This window comes from Paenibacillus filicis, assembly GCF_038070315.1.
Classification (GTDB): domain Bacteria; phylum Bacillota; class Bacilli; order Paenibacillales; family NBRC-103111; genus Paenibacillus_G; species Paenibacillus_G filicis.
The window spans coordinates 336,242-360,279 of record NZ_JBBPCC010000002.1 but is presented as its reverse complement, the minus strand read 5'-3'; the positions used below and the strand labels follow the sequence as shown (position 1 = coordinate 360,279).

11 protein-coding genes are annotated in these 24,038 nt (G+C 56.3%); 10 read left to right on the top strand and 1 reads right to left on the bottom strand.

Annotated elements, in window-relative coordinates; genetic code table 11:
- The first annotated feature begins 5 nt into the window (after window positions 1-5).
- The 3 genes from glgD (at window position 6) to WMW72_RS05300 (ending at window position 4,445) form a co-directional block, all read left to right on the top strand.
- Window positions 6-1,115, top strand: coding sequence for a glucose-1-phosphate adenylyltransferase subunit GlgD (gene glgD, locus WMW72_RS05310; RefSeq protein ID WP_341414380.1), 1,110 nt, complete (start codon window positions 6-8; stop codon window positions 1,113-1,115).
- A 54-nt stretch (window positions 1,116-1,169) separates the two neighbouring features.
- The gene (gene glgA, locus WMW72_RS05305) at window positions 1,170-2,606 is read left to right on the top strand and encodes a glycogen synthase GlgA (protein WP_341414379.1); all 1,437 of its coding nucleotides are present in this window, start codon (window positions 1,170-1,172) and stop codon (window positions 2,604-2,606) included.
- A 258-nt stretch (window positions 2,607-2,864) separates the two neighbouring features.
- On the top strand, window positions 2,865-4,445 hold the full coding sequence (locus WMW72_RS05300) for an ATP-binding protein (protein ID WP_341414378.1): 1,581 nt from the start codon (window positions 2,865-2,867) through the stop codon (window positions 4,443-4,445).
- Here the strand turns inward: WMW72_RS05300 and WMW72_RS05295 are convergent.
- Window positions 4,408-4,659 (bottom strand): hypothetical protein, encoded by a 252-nt coding sequence (locus WMW72_RS05295; RefSeq protein ID WP_341414377.1) that lies wholly within the window; start codon window positions 4,657-4,659, stop codon window positions 4,408-4,410. The genes WMW72_RS05300 and WMW72_RS05295 overlap by 38 nt on opposite strands.
- A 296-nt stretch (window positions 4,660-4,955) precedes the next feature.
- On the opposite strand from WMW72_RS05295, the gene WMW72_RS05290 reads away from it, so the two are divergent.
- The 7 genes from WMW72_RS05290 (at window position 4,956) to WMW72_RS05260 (ending at window position 24,030) form a co-directional block, all read left to right on the top strand.
- Window positions 4,956-7,361, top strand: coding sequence for an AraC family transcriptional regulator (locus WMW72_RS05290; protein WP_341414376.1), 2,406 nt, complete (start codon window positions 4,956-4,958; stop codon window positions 7,359-7,361).
- A 251-nt stretch (window positions 7,362-7,612) separates the two neighbouring features.
- Window positions 7,613-8,590, top strand: a complete 978-nt coding sequence (locus tag WMW72_RS05285) for an ABC transporter permease (protein ID WP_341414375.1) — start codon at window positions 7,613-7,615, stop codon at window positions 8,588-8,590.
- A 65-nt stretch (window positions 8,591-8,655) separates the two neighbouring features.
- Window positions 8,656-9,525, top strand: coding sequence for a carbohydrate ABC transporter permease (locus tag WMW72_RS05280; RefSeq protein WP_341414374.1), 870 nt, complete (start codon window positions 8,656-8,658; stop codon window positions 9,523-9,525).
- A 60-nt stretch (window positions 9,526-9,585) separates the two neighbouring features.
- Window positions 9,586-11,223: an extracellular solute-binding protein gene (locus tag WMW72_RS05275; RefSeq protein ID WP_341414585.1), complete on the top strand. Its 1,638-nt coding sequence runs from the start codon at window positions 9,586-9,588 to the stop codon at window positions 11,221-11,223.
- A 589-nt stretch (window positions 11,224-11,812) separates the two neighbouring features.
- Window positions 11,813-16,582, top strand: coding sequence for an Ig-like domain-containing protein (locus WMW72_RS05270; RefSeq protein WP_341414373.1), 4,770 nt, complete (start codon window positions 11,813-11,815; stop codon window positions 16,580-16,582).
- A 185-nt stretch (window positions 16,583-16,767) separates the two neighbouring features.
- Window positions 16,768-17,862, top strand: coding sequence for a glycoside hydrolase family 88 protein (locus WMW72_RS05265; RefSeq protein ID WP_341414372.1), 1,095 nt, complete (start codon window positions 16,768-16,770; stop codon window positions 17,860-17,862).
- Complete coding sequence (locus tag WMW72_RS05260; RefSeq protein WP_341414371.1) at window positions 17,863-24,030, top strand: sugar-binding protein; 6,168 nt, start codon at window positions 17,863-17,865, stop codon at window positions 24,028-24,030.
- Window positions 24,031-24,038: the final 8 nt, after the last annotated feature.

Below are 24,038 nucleotides of genomic sequence, written 5' to 3'. Positions count from 1 at the left end.
CGCTTATGAAACGTCTGATGGGTGTCATTAATCTCGTGAACGAGCCGGATGATTTGGAGGAACTGACGTATTCCCGCTGCGTCGCATCGGTTCCGTTCGGCTCCAGGTACCGCCTGATCGACTTTACGTTATCCAGCATGGTCAACTCGGGCATAGGCAATGTGGCCGTGTTCACCCAGCATAAATTCCGGTCCCTGATGGACCATCTCGGCTCCGGCAAGGAATGGGACCTCGACCGCAAGCGGGGCGGCCTGTTCCTGCTGCCGGCCGTGCTGCAGGAGACGACGGGTATGGCGCGCGGCGATCTGTTCCAGTTCTACAGCCACCGCGATTACTTCTACCGCGGCCGCGAGGAGTACGTACTGATTACCCGTTCTCATATGGTCTGCAACATCGATTACAAAGCGGTGCTGGATTTTCATCTGGAGCGGAACGCCGATATTACGGTCGTGTACAAGAAGGCGGATGACGCTGAGTACGCCAAGTTTCGCCGTCTAGCCGTCAAGGAAGACGGTCAGGTAACGCTGATGGAGGATCACTCAGGACGTCTGCGCACCGATAACATCTCGATGGAGATGTACATCATGAGTAAGGAGCTGCTGCTTGATATGGTCGAGTCCTGCCTCGCGCAAGGCTACGATCATCTGGTCCGGGACGGCATTATGAAAAACATCGATAAGCTCGGTGTGTACGGCTACCTGCACGAAGGGTATACGGGCATCGTGAATACGGTGCAGAGCTACTACAAGCACAGCATGCAGCTGCTGAATCCGAAGGTGTGGCGAGAGCTGTTCTTCGATAAAAACCTGATCTATACGAAAGTCAAGGACGAGCCGCCCGCCCGCTACGCGGAAACCGCCCATGCCCGCAATTCCCTGATTGCCAACGGCTGCGTGATCGAAGGCAAGGTCGAGAACAGCGTGCTGTTCCGCGGGGTCAAAATCCGCAAGGGGGCGTACGTCAAGAATAGCATCATCCTGCAAAACTGCGAGATCGAGGAAAATGTCATCATCGAGAATGCGATTTTGGATAAAGACGTATTCATCAACCGGGGTCGAGTACTGACCGGGGACAAACAAGCACCGTTTATCGCTTCCAAGACGAAGGTCATCTAATGATCAGGCGCCGTGCCGTCTGCGGCGTTATATAAAAAGGAGTGGTAGGAAGCCATGAAAGTGTTATTTGCCGCCTCAGAAGCCGTACCTTTTATCAAAACGGGAGGTCTTGCCGACGTCATCGGCTCTCTGCCGAAGGCGCTTGTGAAGCAGGGCCTGGATGTGAGGGTGATCCTCCCTAAGTACGCGCAAATCCCTGCCTCTCTAACGGACAGGATGGAGGTAGTGGCCGTCTTTGACCTGCAAATGGGCTGGAGAACGCTGTATTGCGGGATTTACAAGCTGGAGCACGAAGGCATCATCTTTTATTTTGTGGATAATGAATACTACTTCGCTCGCCACGGCTGCTACGGCTACGGCGACGATGCAGAGCGTTTCGCGTTCTTCAGCCGGGCTGTGCTGGATGCGCTCCAGCCGATCGACTTCATCCCGGATGTAATTCACTGCCACGATTGGCAGGCGGGCATGATACCGGTGTTATACCGGGCTCACTTCAGCTACCAGCCGGAGTACGCCCATATCCGTACGATCCTGACCATTCACAATCTGAAATATCAGGGCGTTTTCGGCCAGGAGGAGTTCAAGGATTACTTCACGCTCGGCGATGAGCATTTCCATGGGTATGCGCTGGAGCTGCATGGGGGGGCCAGCTTCCTGAAGGGAGGATTGCTCTATTCCGATGCGATTACGACGGTCAGCCCGACGTATGCGGAAGAAATTCAGACGCCGTACTACGGGGAAAGCCTGGATGGACTGCTGCGCAGCCAAAGCCACCGGCTCCATGGCATCCTGAACGGATTGGACTATGAGGAGTTCGATCCGATGAACGATAAGTTCGTCGAATTCCATTATCGGGACTCTCTGGCGAAGAAGCAGCTCAACAAGCTGAAGCTGCAGGAGAGGGTCGGGCTGCCCGCCCGTAAGGATGTGCCGTTGATCGCGCTGGTGACCCGGCTGGTCGACCAGAAGGGGCTGGATCTGATGGATCGCGTCATCGGGGAGCTGTTGAACCTGGATGCGCAGTGGATCATTGTCGGTACGGGGGAGCCGAGATTCGAGCAGCTGTTCCGCTGGGCGGCGGATGCTTTCCCTGACAAGGTTTCGGCGAACATCTTGTTCGACGAGTCGCTGGCCCGCCAGGTGTACGCCGCCTCCGATCTGTTCCTGATGCCTTCCCTGTTCGAGCCGTGCGGGATCGGCCAACTAATCGCGATGCGCTACCGGAGCGTGCCGATTGTGCGGGAGACCGGGGGGCTGAAGGATACGGTCACTCCGTATAACGAGGAGACAGGAGAGGGGACAGGCTTTACCTTCGCCAATTACAATGCACATGACATGCTGTTCACGATCGAACGCGCTGTCCGCTTGTACCGCGAGCCCGCGGTGTGGGCCAATCTGATGGCCAATACCAAGAAGAAGGATTTCAGCTGGAAGAAATCCGCCCAGCAGTATAAAGATTTGTACGAGACGCTAGTGCCTGTCCGCGTGTAGAGCGTGTAGAAGGCACCTGCGATCACCAGATAAGCCAGCTTGCGGATCGTCCGCGGCTGGCTTTTTTGCATGGAAATCAGGAGAAACGGGAAGTGCGGGACCGTAGTAAGGAAAATTGTTCCTGTGATGAAGGAACGTACCGCTGGGCGTCGAATGTAGTAATCCAAACCGGCTTCATTCCATATCCCCGAGAGAGCGAGTGAACTATTCGTGCCGACTTCCATCTTCTTTTCTTCTGCCGATGATGAGCGGGAACGTTTGCTTGAATTGCAAGAACTGGATCTGATGGGGACGCCCTCCGAGCCATCGCTTGACCGGATTACGAAGCTTGTGGCCGGTTTGTTCGGCATGCCGTATTGCCTGATTACCTTGATAACAGCGGAACGACAGTTATTTAAGTCCGGAAATAACCTGCCTCAGGAGCGACTGGAGATCCCCTCGACGGAGCGTGGACTATCCATCTGTCAACATGTCGTGATCGGTAAGAAAAGTCTTCACGTAAGGGATACGCAGGAGGATGTCCGCTTTGCAGACAATCCGCTGATCCGGGATTCGGGCATCCGCTTCTATGCAGGTGCGCCGTTGATGACATCGAGGGGGCACATTCTCGGGTCCCTCTGCGTATTCGATATGGAGCTTCGCTCCTTCGATGATGCCGATATGAGCAGGCTGGAGGATTTTAGCCGGTGGGCCGTAACCGAGATGGAGCTTCGGCGGGATGTGCGCGAGAAGCAGTGGCTGGCCGACCGGCTGAGCCGGGAGACGGAGAATAGCCGGCTGCAGGAGCTGCTCGTGCGCCAGGCATTTGAATCGGGAGTAGAAGGGAAGCTGCTTTGCGACGGCAGCGGACATATTTTGTTATATAATCAGCGTTTGACGCATATATTCGGGGAGTCTCCGGCGTCCTATACCGATGTGAGAGCCTATCTGCATGCCTTGCTGGAGCATAGAGGGCAGTTTGCCCCCATGCTGCTGGACGGATTGGGGCAGCTCATCAGCGGGGGCAGCGAAGAGTTTGCCGGGAGGCTGGAGGAGATGTCCGGGGACGGTCAGCTGCGCAGCTATGAGCTGGCAGGCTGCACGATGACTACAAGCGGCTCGGCAGAACGGCATCTTTACCTGACCTTCCGGGATTGTACGGATGAAGCGCTGCTGGAGCGGATGAAGCAGGAGTTTCTCAGCTCGGTTTCGCATGAGCTGCGTACGCCGCTTACCAGTATTACAGGCTTCGCCGAGATCATGGTCGAGCGTCCGCTGGATGATGATAAGCGCCGGCGCTACGCGGTTACGATCCATAGGGAAGCCCAGAAGCTGTCCGTGCTGTTGAACCAATTGCTGGATCTGCAGAAGATGGAAGCCGGCGAGCAGTCGTACCGGATGGCCCCGGAAGATTTGCAGCAGCTGGTTGCCCGCGAAACGGCAATTTGGGCCAAAGGCGAGTGCCGGGAGCTCGAGCTGATAGCAAGCCCTGTGCCTCTGCCTGTCATGGCTGACGGGATGCGGATTCGTCAGGCGCTGCGGAATTTGATCAGCAATGCACTCAAGTATTCCCCGGAACCGAGCCCGATCACGATCCGGCTCTATGCGTCGGATGGATGGGCACATGCTGCTGTGGAAGACCGGGGAATCGGCATTGAGGAAGAAGCGAGGGACAAGCTGTTTGCAAGGTTTTACCGGATAGATAACTCGAATAAACGTAAGGTGGGCGGAACCGGCTCTGGCCTCGCGGTTGTCAAGCATATCGTTTCTGCCCATGGCGGACATATCCGGTGCGAGTCGGAGCCCAGTCGGGGTTCTGTCTTTACGATATCGCTGAAGCTCCAGCCGCAGCCTGACTGAACAGTGAGGGGGACCCTTGTGCCGGGGTACGGCCAGTATCCTGGTTGTGCGGGGCTTCAAGATTGAAGGAGCGGTTGATGGTCAGCAGCGTATGCAGCAGCTCGAACATCTCGGATTGCGTCAGCTCCAGGCCAGCCTGGAGGCCTGAAGCCGGTCCGTTATCCCATATACGGAGGCGGACTGCTTTGCTGCCCGTATCCATCTGAATTTCCATTTGCTTTTGTTTCAACATATTTTCCCACATGCTGATCACCTGGCCCTTATTCGATTAGTTATTGGCACTTTGTTGTTAGCGCCGAATCCTAATGTATGCAGGACTGAATGCGGATATGCCGATAGTCTCGTCACGTACGATGGGGAGGGAGCATATTGACAAGAAAGGCCTATGTCACCTGGCATAGGCCTTTTGTTCTTTTATTGGTTCTTATACCCTATTCTTATAATAATGGCTGGACTTCCCAAATTCATCGATGATATGCTTGCGGTAAGTTGACGATCCGGGAGGACGATATGCTCCGCACATGGTTACGTCTGAGGCTTTACTGGCGAAGAAATGCGCTGTTGATGAAAATTCTGCTTTCGTATGTTGTAACCGGATCGATTCTGCTCAGCGTGCTCTCCTATGTGCTTTATGTCCAATTTTCCCGCAGCATGCTTTCACAGATTCATGAGCAATCTGAGCAGATGCTGGAGCAATCGTATAAAGTGGTAGAAACGTACTGGTCATCCACTCTGCTGTATTTGAGCCAATTTCACGTCTATTATGGCGTCCCTACAAGCCTGAACGACAGCGTTAATGCGTATAGTCCGATCTTCAAGGCTTTGTTTGCCGACGCTTATGAGTCCATCGAGATGGGCGACATCTCCCAGAAGCTGACGGAGATCGTCAACTCCAACCCGCTGATCGAATCGGTCTACATTTACAATGCCAAGGCCGACCGCGTATTCTCCAATGTGACGGTGGCGCAGTCCGTGTCCGAGTTTTTCGACCGCAGTGTGATCGGCTGGATCGAGGGGATGGCTCCGGGAGCGGAGCGGGCCGTTATTCCCCGCAGGGTCAGCTACTCGCTGGCTGGCAAGGACGAGGATTATCACGCAATCTCGGTGCTATTCGTGGAGGACGAGTTGCAGGGCAAGCCACAGGCTGTGCTGGTCTTCAATCTGAAGCAGAGTGCGCTGCAGCAATTGGTCAAGTCCCGTACCGGAGATGAGCCGGACCGGCTGTTCATTATCGATCGGGACGGGACGGCTATCTCGCACCCGAAGCTGGAGAAGGTGAATACCCCGCTGGCGGAGAAGGAGAACTACATCAGGAAGGTACTGGACGGGGAACCAAGCGGCTCCTTCACGGATGAGGTTGATGGACGGCGGTCTCTGATTACTTACCGCAAGTCGGATACGACCTTCGGCTGGATTTACGTCAGTGTAGGCGACTATGAGGAGCTGCTCTGGAATTTCTCTAAGCTGACTCGTGTTATGGCGCTGATGACCCTTGCCTTGATCGGAGTCAGCATGCTGATTGCGACCTTATTTACCCGCAATATGTACACTCCCTTGCTTCGCCTGCTGCGCAAAGCAAGAACTTCGGGCCAGTCCCCTGCGGGACCCGATGAACTGAGCGAGTATGACTATCTGAACCGGACCTTCGATTCTCTGGTTAGCAACGTGCATGAGCTCCAGGCCTCTGTTCGAAGCGGGCTGCCTGCGATGAGAGCCGGGATGCTGAAACAACTGCTGCAAGGCGAACTGACCGACGAGGACAAAGTGGGGGACAATGTTGCGAGACTGCGAATCCGGCTGGACGGGAAGCGATATGCCGTATCTGTTCTCCGGCTCTGTGCTTACCGGCAGTTGGGCGCCGGACGGTCCGTCCGGGATCTGTCTCTGCTCCGCTTCGCCTTGATGAATATTGCAGCAGAGACCTTGGAGCCTGACTGGGTAGTGGAGGTCGTGGATGGCGAGACGGATCATGTAGCAGTCATCATCAATCTGCCGGAGGAGGACGATTCCGATACGCAAGGGATGGAGAAGCTCCGTGGGCGGCTTGCGGACGTGCAGAGCCATGCGGAGCATTATCTAAGGGTGACTCTGACGGCTGCCGTCGGGCATCCAGTCGAGCTCCGCAAGCAGCTTCACCTTTCCTACGGCAGTGCGCTGAATAGCTCCGAATACCGGTTGATCTACGGGAAGTCGGCGATATTGCTGTACAGCGATCTCGCCGAAGTACCTCGTGTGGCGTACGCCTATCCGTTCGAGCTGGAGAAGAAGCTTGTGGAAGCACTCCGCTCGGGGGATAGGGAGAAGGCCGCTGAACTGCTCGAAGAGGTGCTTGAGGAGATTCGCCGATTTACGTACGATGAAATTCTGCTGTCGCTGACACAGCTCGCGCTCGCCCTGAGCGAACTGGCTTCCAGTCCATCCGAAGACGGGGAGGATGATCTGCCTCTGTCCTTCAAGTCCATTATGCAGGAATTGGCCGGATGCGATGATCTTGAGGACGTCCGCCTCTGGTTCTCCCAGCTCAACGATCGATTAGCCGGGCTGTTCAAGGAGCGCCGCGAGAACAAGAGCAAGGAGCTCGTCCAGCGTATCAAGTGCTTCATCGAGGCTCATTTCCGTGATTCCGGATTAAATGTAGAGGGCGTGTCCGAGCATGTGGCGCTGTCTCCCAACTATGTTAGAACCTTGTTCAAAGCAAGCACCGGTCAGTCTCTCAGCGCGTACATCAGCGAGCTGAGATTCACCGAGGCGAAGCGTATGCTGGTGGAAACGGAGCTGCATGCGAACCGGATCGCCGAGCTTTCGGGATTCGGCAGCGGCAAATACTTTTACTCCGCGTTCAAGAAGGCGACGGGCCAGACGCCCGATGAATACAGGAAATCCGGCAAATCGCGACGCCCTGATTCCCATGACTGATACGAGCCCCGACGCCTGCTGCGTCGGGGTACTTTTTTTAACAATCCGCTCGATTGTTGCGATTCAAGACAGGGCGTTTTTTTATCACAATCCCGTTTCTATAACATTCGGCCTTTTATCTGTGAGCTGCTTCCTTGTACGATGAAGTCATGGATAGTAGCAGTGAGCGATTCTCGCACGGAGCCACAGCCTCCTCCCGAATCGGTACTGCATCTCCACCAAGACAACGGGAATAAGGAGTGAACTGCCGCATGGAGCCTGCTGCCGCAAGACCCCGCAGCCTGGAAGCTTCCCGCCGGCAGGAAGCCGCCTTCGGACGGTCTTTCTTCAGGGAGCTGTATAAGAACAAGTATTTGTATCTGCTGGCGCTGCCGGCGCTTCTGTACTTTATCTTGTTCGCGTATATGCCGATGTTCGGCATGGTGATTGCCTTTCAGGATTACAACCCGATCAAGGGGATATTCGGCAGCGAATTTGTCGGGTTGAAAAACTTTGACTTCTTCTTCACCAGCAACGACTGGCTGCTAGTGACGCTGAACACCCTCTATTTGAACGCCATGTTCATTACCATCGGTCTGGCGGTTCAGATTGTGTTTGCCGTGATGATCTCCGAGATCGGCTGGAGGCCGTTCAAGCGGGTGACCCAGTCGCTGATGCTGCTGCCGTACTTTATTTCATGGCCGATTGTCTCTATGTTCGCGGTATCCTTGTTTGCCACGGATGGCGGATTGATCAACAGGCTGCTGGCCGTGCTGCATCTTGATCCGATTGCGTTCTACCAGAATCCGGAGGTTTGGCCTGCGACGCTCGTGCTGCTCAAGGTATGGAAGGCCACGGGCTATGGGGTCATCATCTACCTGGCGACGATTACGTCGATCGATACGGACATCTATGAGGCGGCCCGGATCGACGGGGCAAGCCGGCTGCAGGCCATCCGCTACATCACCGTCCCGCTACTAGGCAACACGACGATTCTGCTGCTGCTGCTGGCCGTCGGCCATATCTTCTACGGTGATTTCGGGATGATCTATGCGTTGATCGGCGATAATGCGCTGTTGTATCCGACCACTGACGTCATCGATACGTTCGTATTTCGCGCCCTCCGCCAATATAGTGACATGTCCATGTCATCGGCGATCGGCATGTACCAGTCCGTTGTAGGCTTCCTGCTCGTACTCGGCTGCAACACGATCGTGCGCCGGTTGAATAAGGATGCGGCTTTATTCTAAATCCCAGGCCGCATCCGTCCGTCACAGGAGCCCACGTATTCTAGCTGAGAAGGAGAGACATAGGGATGAAAGTAAGGACGTCTGGGGAAAGAGTGCTGCTGACTGGATTTTATATCGCTTGCGCCGTCTTTGCGGCGGTGTGCCTGCTGCCGTTTCTCATCGTGCTGGGCAGCTCGCTGACCGATGAGACGGCACTGCTGCAGGCGGGATACCGCATCGTGCCGCAGCCGTTCTCATGGGATGCGTACAGTGCGATCTTCGCGAACGATGTGATTTACAACGCTTATTCCGTGACGCTGTTCGTCACGATCGTCGGAACGGCGCTCAGCCTGCTGATCACCAGCGCCGTATCGTATGCGGTCTCCGTGAAGAGTCTGAAATATCGCAATTCGATCCTCTTCTTCATCTGGTTCACGATGCTGTTTAACGGAGGACTGGTGCCGTGGTATATCCTGATCTCCAAGTATCTGCACTTAAGCAACAGCATCTGGGTCATGATTCTGCCAGCCTTGGTCAATCCCTGGTTTATGTTCCTACTGCGCAATTTCTTCATGACGCTGCCCGACTCGCTCGCAGAATCCGCGAAGATCGACGGCGCTAATGATATCTATATTTTATTCCGGATTGTGCTGCCGCTATCGCTGCCTGCGCTGGCGACCATCTCGCTGTTCTATGCGCTTGATTACTGGAACGAATGGTTCCGGGCCATCCTGTTCATTGACGATCCGGGCAAGTATCCGCTGCAATCTCTGATCATCCGCATTGTCAGCAGTATGAACTTTACCAATCAGCTCTATACGGGTGCCGTTAATCTTCCTTCCTATACGATCCGGATGGCAACCGTGATCGTAACGATCGGTCCGATCGTGCTGCTGTATCCGTTTATTCAGAAGTATTTTGTGCAGGGCCTGACGGTCGGAGCGGTGAAAGGTTGAATCCGGCCACAGGCCGGTTCACATAGAGTGTAAGCTATAAGGAGGGTACGAGATTTGAACATGAAAACGCTTAAGTACGTCACGGTGGCGACTGCGATGTCGCTCCTATTCGCCGGCTGCACCTCCCCGCAGGAGCAACCGTCCGACAAGCCGGAGGAGAAGAAGCAAACCCCAAGCACAGGAACGGACGCGCCGGCACCGCCCAAGAAAGTGCCGGACCCCGTTACGCTGCACTTCTACTTCCCCGGCGACCCGCCGAAGGACCAGCAGGCCGTGCTGGATGAATTCTACAACCGTACCAAGGATACGCTGAATACGAAGCTCGTCTTCAACTGGGTGCCCTGGGACCAGCTGAAGGAGAAGATCGGACTTAAGCTCGCTTCAGGGGAACAGGTCGATGCGGTATTCGACGCGCAGTGGAACACGATGCCGCAGATGATTTCCAAGGGTACGTATATCCAGCTCGATTCCTACTTTAACAATGACAAGTATCCCGGATTGAAGAAGGCGTTCCCTCCTACGTACATCAATAACAACAAGTTTATTGATGCCAAGAACGAGGAGCATATCTACGGAGTTCCATTCACCCGCAATTACGGGGCTGCCAATACGCTGATCATCCGCAAAGACCTCCGGGTCAAATACGGGCTGCCGGACATCAAGTCGGTCGCCGATCTGGAGACCTTCTTCGACGCTGTGCTGAAAAATGAAAAGGGTATGATCCCATTTGGAGTCAAAGGCTCGCTAGCCTCGCTGGGCAACTGGCTGGAGCCCTATACGAAGCCAAGCGATTATGCGGCTATATTGGCCGGCGATTTGCTGACCAAATTCGCCATTCATGACGGGAAAGTAGATGTGGTCTTCCACGGCGAAGATATTTCCAAGCTGCCGCCGCCTCTCAACGACAAGCAGAGCGCCTACGTTCATGAAATTACAGCCCGCAAGTGGCAGCAGAAGGGCTACATGGAGAAGGATGTGATCAGCCAGAAGGATGACAGCGGCTTCTTCAAATCAGGAAAATTCGCCGTCATCGGAGGGGATACAGGCAGCGGCACACTTCACCGCGAGCTCAGGCAGGCGATTCCCGGAGCGGAGCTGGAGTACGTCAGCCTGATACCGGGCGTTACCGAGGGCAAGCCAGGCGCACTGACGACCGACTTCAAAGCGTGGAACTTCTCCAGCATTCCGGTCACGTCCAAAAATGCGGACCGGGTCATGGCGTTTATGGATTGGCTGTATGCAGATCCTCAAAACCATGATTTGTTCGAATATGGAATCGAGGGGCGGCACTGGGAAGCGGTCGGCAGTGACAAATTCAAAATTCCTGCCGGTGCTGATGCCTCCAAGGCCTACAGCTTCCCCGGGTATGTGCTGACCTGGAATCCTGCGTTCGTCAGGTACCCGGATGATTTCCCGGAGAGCGGCCTGAAGATCGAGCAGTATACGAGCAAGCAGGAATCCTTCACCAAATCGCCGATTGCAGGCTTCACGCTCAACGCCGAGCCGATCAAGAGCGAGCTGGCCAAGGTCGGTCCGGAGTTCAAGAAGGCTCGTACGATCGCGATGCTGGGGCTGACAGATAACTATGAAGGGGTGTACAACGAAGCTCTGGAGAAAATGAAGAAGATGGGTCTGGAAAAAATCCGCACCGAGATCAAGAAGCAGTTGGAGGACTATTTGGCCGCGCAAAAAAAATAGACGATAGACCTACGGCATCCGGTCGGAGCAGCAGCTTCCGGCCGGTTACGTGTCCTCATTCTCCCTGTCCGGAAGGCAGCGGTCTTGAAGAATTAAGCAACCTGTCCGGTGAAGTGATAGCGTTTACTTGAATATCATACTAAACATGTCCCTGCCGGTGAGGAGGTGATAGGGCGAAATAAGCTCCTGGGCGAACGCCCGCATGGGTTCAGACATCCAAGATTCGACATCAGCTGCTCGCATTGCTTCACATGCTTGGAAAAGTCGGAAATTGCATTGTCGAAAGGAGCGAATAGCTGCATCATGTTGTGTCCGTTCGAGATGATCGCATGCAGAACTGTGTTTGGGTGTAGTCGCTACGTATGCATCAAGCCGTTAATCCATGCAAAGCAACTCAGCGAGTCAGTCCCTGGCGGGCATAAGTCCGAAATGGCCTTAACTTAATCAGGAGCTACGGCCATTTCCGTGTTGAGGGACGGTTCGTCAAGCTGCTGCTGCGGGTTAACCGGTAATCGAGCCAACAAAGTTGCTGCCCGGGATTAGAAGGAGACTCTACGGTCGACTATCTACTCGTAAAGGAGCCAATTTTATGTCGCGATTAAAAAAACGGTTTCTCAGCACGGCATTGGCGTTCACTATGCTGCTTGGAGAATTATGGGGCCTGGCCCCGCCCGGTTTGCAAGACATTCAGCACGTTGCTGCTCAGTCGCTTGCCGCAGATAGCCGCGAACCGATTATGGGCATTCCGACAGGGACGAATATCGAAGGGGGGCCTTCTGCCGATCTTTCGGATGGGGCGGTTTTCTCAGATGTTGCCGAAGCCGTCTATGAGCCGTCTCCGGTGACTGTAGTGCCTGCCGTCTACGGCGGGACCCGCTCAGTGGGGGCGGCCGTGTATACACCGCAATTGCCGGGATTGATTGCTTATTGGGATTTTGAAGAGATGACGGACGGCACGGTTCCCGATCTATCAGGGAACCATCATACGGCAACCGTTTACAACGCGACCCAGACCAATCTAGGCCGCAGCTCCAAGGGCATGTACTTTAATGGCACCAATGCCTTTCTGAGCGGAGGTCCGGCATTGGATTACGATCTGCGCAGCGGATTTACGATGGCTATGTGGGTACAGCCGGAGGTGCAGAGCACAGGTATCCACAAGTTTATCTCTTGGGATGACGGCTTTAGAGCCGGTGGCAATGGTATGGAGATGGGCATGGCTGTCAGCGGGAGCCGCTTCACCTTCCTGCTCAAGAATGATGTGACCCGCGAGGTGGTCAATACGTATTCTCCGATTACGACGATGTTTGGCCGCTGGAAGCATGTTGCGATGACCTGGGACCAGGCGAGCAAGTCGATGAAGATTTACCAGGATGGACAATTTGTCGGTCAGGCTACATTTGCCGGTCCGCTGCTGTATCCGAACCGCGATCTGTGGATCGGGAAAAATAACGAGAACTATTTCCACAAAGGCATAATGGATGAGGTCAAAATTTATAATCGGGCGCTTAGCGCATCGGAAATCATGGAAGTTTATCAGGACCTGCCGAATATCCCCGTAACGGGCATAACTTTAAACCAATCGAGCTTGGAGCTGCCTGTTGGGGCTACGAATTCCCTGTCGTATATGGTTCAGCCTTACCATGCCAAGGAGCAGAGCGTCACCTGGCTGAACAGCAATCCGGCGGTCGCTACCGTTGACGAGTACGGCAATGTGAAGGCCATCAGCGAAGGGACGACGGTATTGTCTGTCCGAACGGTAGACGGCGGTTATACGGCGCAGTGTACCGTCAGGGTGGTGATCCAGCATGCGACCGGCGTCTCCTTGAATAAGACGAATACGACGATCGAAGCGGGTAAGACGGAACGGCTCTACACGACGGTGAGGCCGTCCAATGCCTCCGATCAATCGGTGCTATGGAGCTCCAGCCAGCCGTCCGTCGCCACGGTGGATGAGGTTGGGATTGTCAGAGGCCTGGTGCCGGGCCAGACTACGATAACGGCAACGACGGTGGATGGAGGGTTTACGGCGAGCGCGCTAGTCACCGTGACGAAGACGGCGATCACCGGACTGACCTTGAATAAAACGGCGTTGACGCTTGCAGCCGGAGGAACGGAGAAGCTGACGGCGACGGTGGCTCCGGCCAATGCCACCTTCAGGGACCAGCTGAGCTGGAGTTCAAGCGACGAAACGGTTGCGACGGTCGATGCCGTCGGTATCATCATCGCCCGCAGTCCGGGTCAGGCAGTCATTACGGTCAAGGCGGATGACGGCGGCCGGACAGCTACCAGCACCGTAACTGTGTCTGCCTTCGGTAAGGGAATCTGGAACCGGGTATTCGTGCTCAGGGACTACTTGAACATTTATGATTTCCCTGAGGAGCTAATCCAGTACCCGCTTACTTTCCCCGCGGGAACGGTGAGAAAGAACGGGCTCAAGCTGACGACGTTCTCAGGCCAGGAGACCGCTTATGAGTTGTTTGATATTCAAGAGGATCATTCAGGCTATCTGAGCAGCGCCACGATCCGCTTCCGCTCGAATTTGCCGAAAGGCGCCATTAAGTCGTTCCTCTTGGACTACGATCCGAATTATGATTATATGGCTGTCTTCCCTCCGGGGTTCACGATCCAGCAGCAATCGGATGACAGCGTGATTCTTTCGGCAAATCAACAGCAAATTCGTGTGCCCGGCGGAGTGGCCACGTACCCGGATGGGCTTCCATTATCTGATACCCCGGCTCCCATTCTCGCGATTTCCCGTGACGGCCAGAGCTGGGCAGGGGCAGGCTCCTTCTATGGGCCCGCCTTATTGAAAACGACTTCGGTCAGCGGAGAGGTAGTCGAGCAAGGCCTGCTCTCTCTGAGCTATGAGATCACGTACACGTTCACCGGCAACCGGACGTACAAGGTCATGTTAACGATGCGCCATGATGACAAGCATGTTACCGTGGATGAAATATTGAGCGGCTTTGAGCCTGGAGACGAAACGTACTTCAAGTTTTCGATGCAGAACGGCATAGACCCGAACGGTCGGCTCGTTATGAGCAATGGCGGGTATATTTCGAATTATTCCGGTCCGTTCGACGATAAGCTGGGGCCAGGAGGCAAGCTGCCCTATGAGCTAGGTCTGTATGCGGTTAACAATTACGGGGTGATGCGTTCCACGGTGTTCTGGAAGGACAGCGGTAAGAATGCCCTGATATTCAGCCTATACCGCAACCGGGATTGGAAATCTTCGCAGCGGTTCTTCTACCAGTCGCCGGGACCGCAGAATCTGAATTTTTACAACTCCGGCGGAGATAAGTATATGCAGACCCGCTTGGAGGGGACGGAGAGGCATTGGGCCATCAGCCTTATTCCCCGCAGCGAAGTAACAGTAACCAGCCGGATCGGGACGACCGCCGGGCGGACATGGCTGGCGAATTCATCGATGCAGGATTACGACAATAGGTGGGGTTCAGGTCCTGAGGTTCGTCTGTGGCAGAAGCTGTCGGATTTCAGTCTGGACCGCGTCAAGGATCTGGTGCTTGACTGGAACGAAAATCCGAATTTGGCGCTTCGTCTGCCTGGAAGTGATCGGAACATGTCCGGCAATGAGACGGTTACCTCGAGCAGCTGGCTCGCGTTTCAGATCAATTATAAGTACAATCCGCTTGTAGAGCGGTATCTGGACGCCTCGCTCCCTCAGCGTAATGACCGAGTCATGCTGGAGGAATATGCGAATAGCCGATGGAGCTGGACGCCCGCGCAGCGTCAGCAGGCCAGGGCACTCAACGCCTTCAATGCCTATAATTCGGCTGAAGACACGAATTTCCCCCATACGTCGATGATTGCTGGGCATGCTAATTTCTCGATCGACGGCAAGCAGGCGCTTGGCATTACGGTAGGCATGTTTCCCGAGCATCCGGCTGCGCCGATGTGGAAGAACGAATTCATGACCTATTACAATGAGTGGCTCAGCGTCTTCGTACGCAGGCCGAGAGCGGAGCTGAACGCCAAGGGAGGACGCTGGTACGAGAATCCGGCTACCTACAGTCTGGCTTCGCTGCGGCCGTCACTGATGGCTTTCTGGGGGCTCAAGCAGTATGACGGGACCGATCTGTTCGATCATTCCAAGTTCCGGGATTGGATGCGCTGGAATCTTAACATCCTGGTTCCAGCGGAAGGAGGCGTCCGCATGATACCGCCGCAAGGTGCTCATGCGGGGAACAGTGAACTGCCCGGCGGCGAGTTTTCCAACGTTCTGGAAGCGACGGTCGCTGCGCTCAAGAGCAGCTCCAATCCGGTTAACGTTACCTTAGGCAAAAATTTGGAATGGAGCATCAGTAAGGGAACGCGCGGTGCGAAGCCGAATCTCGAGTCTATCCTGTACAACGACTATGGAGCGGTCATGCGCTACGATTTCGGGGGACCACGGGAAGCCTATCTGAACATTCAGCAGCTGTATGGGCGCGCCTACCGCTGGTCCACTGTTTCCAACGGCAATCTGATCTATTCAGCCAAGGGCAAGCGTCAAAGCTGGAATGCTGCGGAAACGAACGGAGACAGCATCAATCTTCAGCTGTTGTCGGACTTCGTACCGGCGGGGTCCTCCATGTCGCTGGGAGACCGTCCGGTTGAGCAGGTGCTCTACGACTTCGACTTCGCGCAGTATTACAGAGCCGACGGCAAGTCAGCCCCTTATATCGGCCGGGGCGTCATGATGGTCCGCGACGACTACCTGTCGATCTACGATGATGTCGAGGGCTATGCCGACGGGACCTTCTATTGGAATAACGCCGGATACAATCATCTGGGTGAGCTGCCTTACATTTATCCGGTCAAGGAAGGTCCGGGAGCTCAGATGCATATTGTCGCTCCGAAGGGTGTCTCTTCAGGCTCCGTCACGGGAAGCACGTATGGTCAGGGACCTCTTACCGTCTCAGGCTCGGTATACGGAGCGATGATTAATGGCAACGAATATGTGTTCATGAGCGGTAAAAATGCTTCTCAAATCGATGTAACCGGCGAAAACTTCCTATTCATCGGCAACGTCGGCTATGCGAGCTGGCAGGCCATGGCACTGTTCGAAGGCAAAAAGATTGGACTCGGCGGCTTTATTCTGGAGCGGCTGAGCGGTGACTTCGGCTTCAGCGCCCAGAAGGTGAGCCGTACGGAGATGAAGGGCCGGATCGCCGGCAAGAGCGGCGGGTCGCTGAGGATTTCCCTCCCGGCAGATTTCTATCTGAACGGGATGACGGTTACGATCGATGGAGTTTCCGTTCCGTTTACGACCAGCGGCCGCAATGTTTACTTTGATGCCAGTATCACCCAGGCGGATGGCTACAAGTCCTATGTCATTACGTCACAAGCGAATTAAAGCTCGTCCGTTGAAATCCGGCTGCGCCGGTTAAAGAGTCATGACCGTACGAGGAGGTCCGCTTGGGTTGCGGACCTCTTCCTTCTGGATCGGCGGCTTATACCTGAGGAAAGCCGCAGCGGCTGGTCATGCTACCAAGATTCGTGCAGAGGTAAGTTTGAACATCGATGGAAAGGGGAGATTTCATGGATCCAGCGCTACGCGGGCGGATTGACCGCATGGTCCGGCGCATCACCGATAGGCCGTCTGACGGAAAGGGGGCGCTTTGTCCTATGCATTGGAATGGACCGACGGGAGTCCGTCTGTACGGTATTTACCGTGCATGGGCTTCTATGCGAGAGCCGTCATATGTCCGCGGTTTGACGACTTGGGTGGATGAACATCTGCCGGAATCCTATGTGAGCCGCAGCATCCAGGGGACAGCTCCAATGCTCACGGTCGCCGAGTTGTACGGGGATACCGAGATTGAGCGCTACGGCGCAGCCTGCCGCAGAACGGCGGATTGGCTGCTGCACATAGCTGCGCGTACCCCAGAGGGGACACTCAAGTATACAACCGGCCCGAACAGTCCGCGGTTTGCCAGACAGGTGCGGGGGGATACGCTCTGGATGTCCTGTCTATTTCTGGCCAAATGGGCAGCGCTCTCAGGCAACAGGGCCTATGCGGACGAAGCGGCTTTCCAGTTATGCGTTCATCTGAAGCTGCTGCGCGACCAGGGAACTGCCTTGTATAGGCATAGCTGGAGCAGTGAGCGTCCGGACCGGAGGTCCGGCATGCTCTGGGGCAGGGCAAATAGCTGGATGCTTATGGGTGCAGTCGAGTTGATGGAGGTGCTGGGGTCCCGCTGGACCGGCAGAAGTGAGGTTCTGGCGAGTCTAGTCGGCTTGGCTGACACCCTGGCTGCGGTACAGCGGGAGGACGGCTTGTTCGGAATACGGCTGGATCATTCCTTAGCTCCGGCCGATGTATCCGCCACCGCGGGTATGGCTTACGGTCTGCGGCGCGGGGTACGCAGTGGCTTGCTCCCCGCTCGGCTGCTGGCCTCTGCCAAGCGGGCAGAGGAGGCCGTGATCGCGTTGATCAACGAGAGTGGGGATCGGTTGCTGCCGGTTCTGGATGCTGGACTCAAGGGCCAGCAAGTGCCGTCCAGCCAGCTGTCGCCGCTTGGCTGGTCTGGCTGTGGGGAAGGCCTGACGTTATTGATGCTGTGTGAGCGGCAGGCTCATGTCGGGCTGAAGGACCGTCAGTCCGGACAATGCATGGAGCGAGGAGGGATATGAATGGCAGTACGATGGTTCGGGAGAATGACCCGGCAGCGGATCGGCTTGCTGCTGACCGTCTGCTTGCTGGGTGCGATGATGCCTGTACCGGGCGCGAGGATGGCTGCTGCGCTGCAGACGGGCAACCCGCTTTTTCAGGAGAATTTTGAGAGCACCGTAAACCGTTGGGATGGTTCAGGCTGGACCCGGCAACTGGAACCGGGTACCGGCTCGCAGGTAGGCGTGCTATCCTCCACAGGGGGACAGTATCCGACGGTTCGAGCGCGGAGCAGCGCCTGGGACCGCTATGAATCGACCAATGCCGACTATACGTATACGTTCCGGGCACGGACGGCCGAGGCAGCTTCCGGCACACCCAAGCTGTTCAGAACGCTGTTCCGCTATGACCTGTCATCGGGCAGTATGCCTAATTATTATTATTTCGAGGTACGGCCCGCTTCGAAGGCAGTCTACTTCGGTAAGTACGACACAGGAGCAGATGTGCGACTGGGAGGGCCTTATTCGATCGCCGACAAGCTGAGCGGATTCAGCGATCAGACGTGGTATGCCTATAAGGTCGAAGTAGCCGGCGACCGCTTCCGTCTATCTATCGAAGGCGTGACGATTGCCGAGGGGTCCGACGCTTCGTTCGGACGGGGCACGATCGGCTTTGCCGTCAAGAATACGGCCGTCCGTGTTGATGATGTGCAGGTTATGCCGCCTCCTGAGCCGTCGGGCCCTCTGATCGTGCATACTCCCCCTGCGAAGGTCCGGTCTGGTGAGCCGCTATCCGTTGCGGCCTCCATCTATGACTCGTCCTCGATTCCATCCACCGTCTACGGTTCCGATACGGTTACCGCTCATGTCTATTACCGCTATGGTGCGGATGGCACAGAACAGTCGCTGGCTATGACCCCGCTTGGAGAGCATAGGTACAACGCGGTCATTCCCGGAGCGTCTACAGGCCCGATCCGTTATTGGCTGAGCGCCGTCGGCAGCGGAGGCATCCCGGCTATAAGTCCGGCGTCCGGGGCATATGAGGTGCCGGTTGAGCCAGCCCGACTGACGATCACGCATACGCCGATTGCGACGCTTCCGTACAATACGGAGGGAATCGGTACGTTCACGGTGACCGGCCAGTCGGCAGGGGCTACGGTGACCGCTGCCGTCTACTACCGCTATGGCGAGGAAGCTGCGACAGGCAGCGTAGAAGCCGTGCGGGCTGGAGAGGGTTTCGCTTTTACAATACCCGCGACCAACCAGTACGCGAGCGTTCATTATGATGTGGAGGTCCGAGGCACGGATGGAGCGGTGGGACGCTCGCCTGAGACGGGAGAGCATACTTATGCGGTGAGGCCGTTCGTCCGGTATTTCACGGATTTTCAGCAGGATGCGGTGGGCAGCATGCCTCTCAACTGGGCGCTGCGTGGCAATCAGACGAATGTAGGGGTAGTTGAAGAAGAGAATGGCAACAAAGTGCTGAAATTTGCCAATACGAAGGATGGCGATAGCGCTTCCGCCAAGTTCGTTCATTCGCTGTATCGGAATATCGATAATTTCAAGGTTAAGTTCCGGGCGAAATATGTGAACCGCAATCCGAATCCCAGTACGCTTTACAATTTGTGGAGACTGCGCTACAGGGCCTCCGAGGGACAGCTCTACAATACGATGGAATGGTCCACCCATAACACGAAATACATCATGTTCCGGCGTACGCCTCAAGGCGGCTATACCAACGGAAGCTTCTACCGGTCCGCACCGGACGAGTGGCATACGTATGAGATCGAAGCTTCTGGCATTCATCACCGGCTGCTGATCGACGGTGAGCAGGTGATGGAGTTCGATGATGTTGCTGGCGATGCGCCGCAAAAGGGCTTTCTTCAATTGGATACGGTTAACGGTCTGGAGCTGCTGATCGACGATTTGGAAATTACTCCGCTGCCGCTTCCCTACACCTACTACGTGCAGCCGGCCTCAGACTATGCCGGAATCTTCGGTCCAGGAGAGACTCCTGGCATGGATGTGACGCTCGGTGCAGGTCCGGCTCGGCAAGTCTTCCATATCAACTACACGGTCTCTCGCGCAGACGGCGACCGGTCTCAGGTCACCTCCGGCAGCCGGGCGTTCACGCTGGAGGCCCATGCCTCTCTATCCGACACCATCCGCTTTGGCTCCGGTCCGCTGCCTGTTGGCACGTACGATATCCGCGCGGAGCTGAAGCTGAATGGAGTTCCTGTGCCAGAGAAGACCCGGGATATCCGGGTGGCAGTCGTCGCCCGAATCGCACAGCCGGGGCTGCTGGATCTGGACCAGGCGAGCAAGTTCGGCTTCAATACCGGCTATGATCTAACCTGGCATGCCGATCAGCTCGACAGTGTTCGGAAGATGGGCGTCCGGCATGCCCGGCAAGAATTCGACTGGGCCGCCATCGAGCGGAGCCGGGGTGTGTATGATTTCGCAGCCTACGATGCGGTGGTCGAGCAGATGCGACAGCGCGGCATCGCGGTTACGCCGATTATGGGCATCGCGACGAACGGTATCTACGACGGCTCCAGCGTGGTAGATACGCCCGAAGGGCTGGAGGCGCTGGGCACATTCACGCGGGCGCTGGTGAATCATTACAAGGGCAGTATACGCCGCTGGGAGATGCCCAACGAACCGGAGCTGGCTTTCAGGCCGTATATTCCGCAAGAGCTGATTCAGGTGCAGAAGACCTTTTACACGAATATGAAAAAGGCCGACCTCGACGCGGTGCTGCTGGCAGGCGATCACACATCCGGCGTCCTGGGGGTATTGCCAGCCGAGCTGGAGCTCGGCTCCTACGCTTACGCCGACGCCTTCTCTTATCACCGATATACGTATGGGGTCATGCCGGACGGCTTCATCCAGCAGCAGACTAGCGGCGTCCAGGCGCTGGTGAATGAACTAGGCGGCTGGAAGGACCTGTACGTGACCGAATCCGGATGGCCGACTGCATTGTCCGGTTACCCCAACGTCTCGCAGGAAGCGCAGCGGGATTATGCCGTCCGCGGGTTCCTGATCGACATGATCTCGGACCGCACGGGAGGGCTATACCATTTTACCTGGAAAAATGCGGGCTTCGATGATAACTTCTACAATACCAGCTTTGGGGTCACCGATGGCAACGGCAGGCCCAAGCTGGCTTATGCTTCCTTGAACACCTTGATGACGACGTTGGATCAGGCCCAATATGCAGGGAAGCTGGATGTCGGAGATGCGACGGTGGAAGCCCATGTTTTCCTGAACCGGGGGGAGCCGGTCGTTGTGTTGTGGAAGAAGGTCAATTACGGGGAACAACCGGTCGAGAGCGCGCCTGTGTCGACCGTGACGCTGGCGGCCTATGGGGCTGCTCCGCAGCTCACGAAGATAGATGTTAAGGGTCAGGGAAGCACGCTTGAGGCAGTCAGCGGCGTTTATACGCTTCAGGCAGGGGGATCTCCAGTTTATCTGAAGGGGTTCGGACCGCAGATCCTGTACCAGGCCTCTGAAAGGCTGCTTACCGCGAAGCTGCAGGATATCCAGAGCAAGCTTCAAGCCGCCGCGGGAGAGACTGGCGCCTCCGATGCAGCGGCGGCAATCGCCGAAGCAGGCCGGATCCACGACGTCGCCGTACAGGCGTTACAGAGTGTCGATCCCACAGCTCGTGCAGCAGGGCTCGAGCAAGCGATTCGGGAGGTATACGCCTTGATGGGAGCATCCGCCGATCTGGCGGGCGATGGCTCGATGGACCGCATCCGCACGTATGTCGCATTGGAGGCGATGTATGCATATGCCGAGCGGGCAGGGGTGGCGCTGGCAGCCGCTCAGCGTCAGCTGGGGATTGGCAGTGTCACGCTGGATTATTCGGTGACGGTTGGCAGTGAAGGAACGACCGACAGCGGAACCGCCCGCTACGCGTATGACAGGCGGATAGGCGATCATGGGCTTATGCCGGTATCCACCTCGGCGATGATGCGGGCGAACCGCTACGGCAGACTGGCGGAGCAGGCCCGGACGGCCGGAGACTATGCCATCGCGTACGCCTACAATATGCTAGCCCGCGAGTTTGCCGTTGCCGTCCGGCATATCGTCGCATCGGAGCCCGTATTGCCGGGCGAGGTGACGATGTCCGCGGAGTCCGTCTACGGCGACATTGAAGCCGGAGGCAGTAAATCGGCCGGTATTACGCTGACAAACCGGACAGCTGTGTCTAAGACAGCTGCGCTGAAGCTGACGGTGCCGGCCGGATGGGAGAGCGCCCAAACCGAAGCGGGAGAGGTCACGATTCCGATTGCCGGAGGCGGAAGCAGGCTGCATACCTTCACCGTGCATGCTCCTGCCGATGCCGTGCGAGGCATCTACTATGCCACCGTGGTGCTGATGCTGGACGGCAAGCAGGCTGATCAGGTTAAGATCAGGCTGCAGGTGATCGATGCGATCGGCGCGAGATTGATGCCGGTCACGGTACCGGCACCGGAGCTGAAGGAGATTACCGTCCGGCTGACCGGTACGTCTAGCAGCGCCAGAAGCGGGCGGGTTGTGCTCAAAGGGCCGGATGGCACAGTACTGGCGCCATCCACGCCAGGTGGGGAGCTATTCCGCGTGGAGCCGGGTCAGACGGTCGACCTGAAGTTCCGCTGGACCGACCCTACGGACCGCCCGTACCGTGAATACTTGTGCAGTTTGTCCGTTATCGATACGACGGACGGCAGACTGATCTTCAACGATGACGAGACTCCGCTCGATTTTCTGCTGATCCAGAAGGCTTCGTCAGCTCTGGTCATCGACGGGGATTTGAGCGATTGGTCGGATGCTTTCCCGATCCATCTGCGGGGGGCGGAGCGCAACGCGACAGGCGTGTATGATAAGGAGGATCTGGATGCGACCGTATATCTGAAGTGGGATGAGCAGAACCTATACCTGGCTGCTCGGGTTACCGACGATATCCACAAGGCATCCGAGCCGCCTTCCGGCATATGGAAGAATGATTCGATTCAGGTCGCCATCGACCCGCTGAATGACAAGGGCGGCACTTACCGCTCGGATGATATAGACTTTGGCCTTGCTCTAAACGATTTCCGTGAGCTGCTCGGCTATGTGTTTGCCGCTTCGCCGCCAAACCGGACCGGAGATATCTCAACTGCCATTCCGTTTCAGATCAAGCGTGACGACGTGACCCGCCAGACGGTGTACGAAGTGCAGATTCCCGGTAACTCGATCGTTCAAGACCTTGAATCACGCTTATTCCTTGGCAGCAAGATTGGCTTTAATATCGTGGTCGGGGACGCGGACTTTCAGGAAGGACGCCAAAATTATGTCGGCTGGACAAAAGGAATCGCTGACAGCAAGAACCCGGGGCTGTATGACAGCTTCATCATGACAGATGCTCCGTTTACCGGACCCGGGCCCAATACCGGGCCGCCACAATCCCGTGTCTCCGTCCAGGGCGATCAAACGGGAGACTGGTATACCTCCGATGTGAAGGTCTATTTAGCTATAGCTGATCCGGGTTCAGAGGGAACCGCGATCCGTTACAGCTTGGATCAAGGCAGCACATGGAGTCTGTATAGGGGGCCGATCTCGTTCACGGCGGAAGGGACTCATCACGTCGCCTACTTTGCCGAGAATGCAGCTGGACAGCGCGAAGCCAGCAAGACCTTGACGATTCCGCTGGACCGGTCCGGTCCGCAGATAGGGGAGCTGCCTCGCACGGCCTTTCGCCAGACGGAAGCCATCGAGCTCATGGTGACGGTAGAGGATATGCTGAGCGGCGTATCCTCGGTGGAGCTTCGCCTGGATGGCCATCCGATAGCTGGTCTTCCCGCGAGCTTCCCGGCCGGAACGATGGCTCCGGGTTACCACACCCTGGACATACGAGCTGCCGACAGGGCAGGACATGACATGCGCCGAACTTACCGGCTCGAGATCGGAGTATCGGCTGCCGAGCTTGGAGATGTAATTGTGCAGGGAAGGGCGGATGGACGTATCCGAAGTCAGGCTCTGGCGAGCAGTCTGCTGGCCAAGGCAAGGCTGGCAGGCTGGCTGCCGCCGGATTCCTGGCTGCGCGCCTTTACTCTGCTGGGGCTGAGTCTGGAGATCCAGGCGCATGCCGGAGGCGATCTCTCGAAGTCTTTCGCAGAGCTGCTGTTGCAGGATATTAGCTATATAAGAAACAATCCATCTGCTTAACTGTTATA

Bases quoted from the DNA above. Each gene is read 5' to 3' on its own strand.
- glgD (WP_341414380.1), top strand. From the start codon at position 6: ATGAAACGTCTGATGGGTGTCATTAATCTCGTGAACGAGCCGGATGAT.
- glgA (WP_341414379.1), top strand. From the start codon at position 1,170: ATGAAAGTGTTATTTGCCGCCTCAGAAGCCGTACCTTTTATCAAAACG.
- WMW72_RS05295 (WP_341414377.1), bottom strand. From the start codon at position 4,659: ATGGAAATTCAGATGGATACGGGCAGCAAAGCAGTCCGCCTCCGTATA.
- WMW72_RS05290 (WP_341414376.1), top strand. From the start codon at position 4,956: ATGCTCCGCACATGGTTACGTCTGAGGCTTTACTGGCGAAGAAATGCG.
- WMW72_RS05285 (WP_341414375.1), top strand. From the start codon at position 7,613: ATGGAGCCTGCTGCCGCAAGACCCCGCAGCCTGGAAGCTTCCCGCCGG.
- WMW72_RS05280 (WP_341414374.1), top strand. From the start codon at position 8,656: ATGAAAGTAAGGACGTCTGGGGAAAGAGTGCTGCTGACTGGATTTTAT.
- WMW72_RS05275 (WP_341414585.1), top strand. From the start codon at position 9,586: ATGAAAACGCTTAAGTACGTCACGGTGGCGACTGCGATGTCGCTCCTA.
- WMW72_RS05270 (WP_341414373.1), top strand. From the start codon at position 11,813: ATGTCGCGATTAAAAAAACGGTTTCTCAGCACGGCATTGGCGTTCACT.
- WMW72_RS05265 (WP_341414372.1), top strand. From the start codon at position 16,768: ATGGATCCAGCGCTACGCGGGCGGATTGACCGCATGGTCCGGCGCATC.
- WMW72_RS05260 (WP_341414371.1), top strand. From the start codon at position 17,863: ATGGCAGTACGATGGTTCGGGAGAATGACCCGGCAGCGGATCGGCTTG.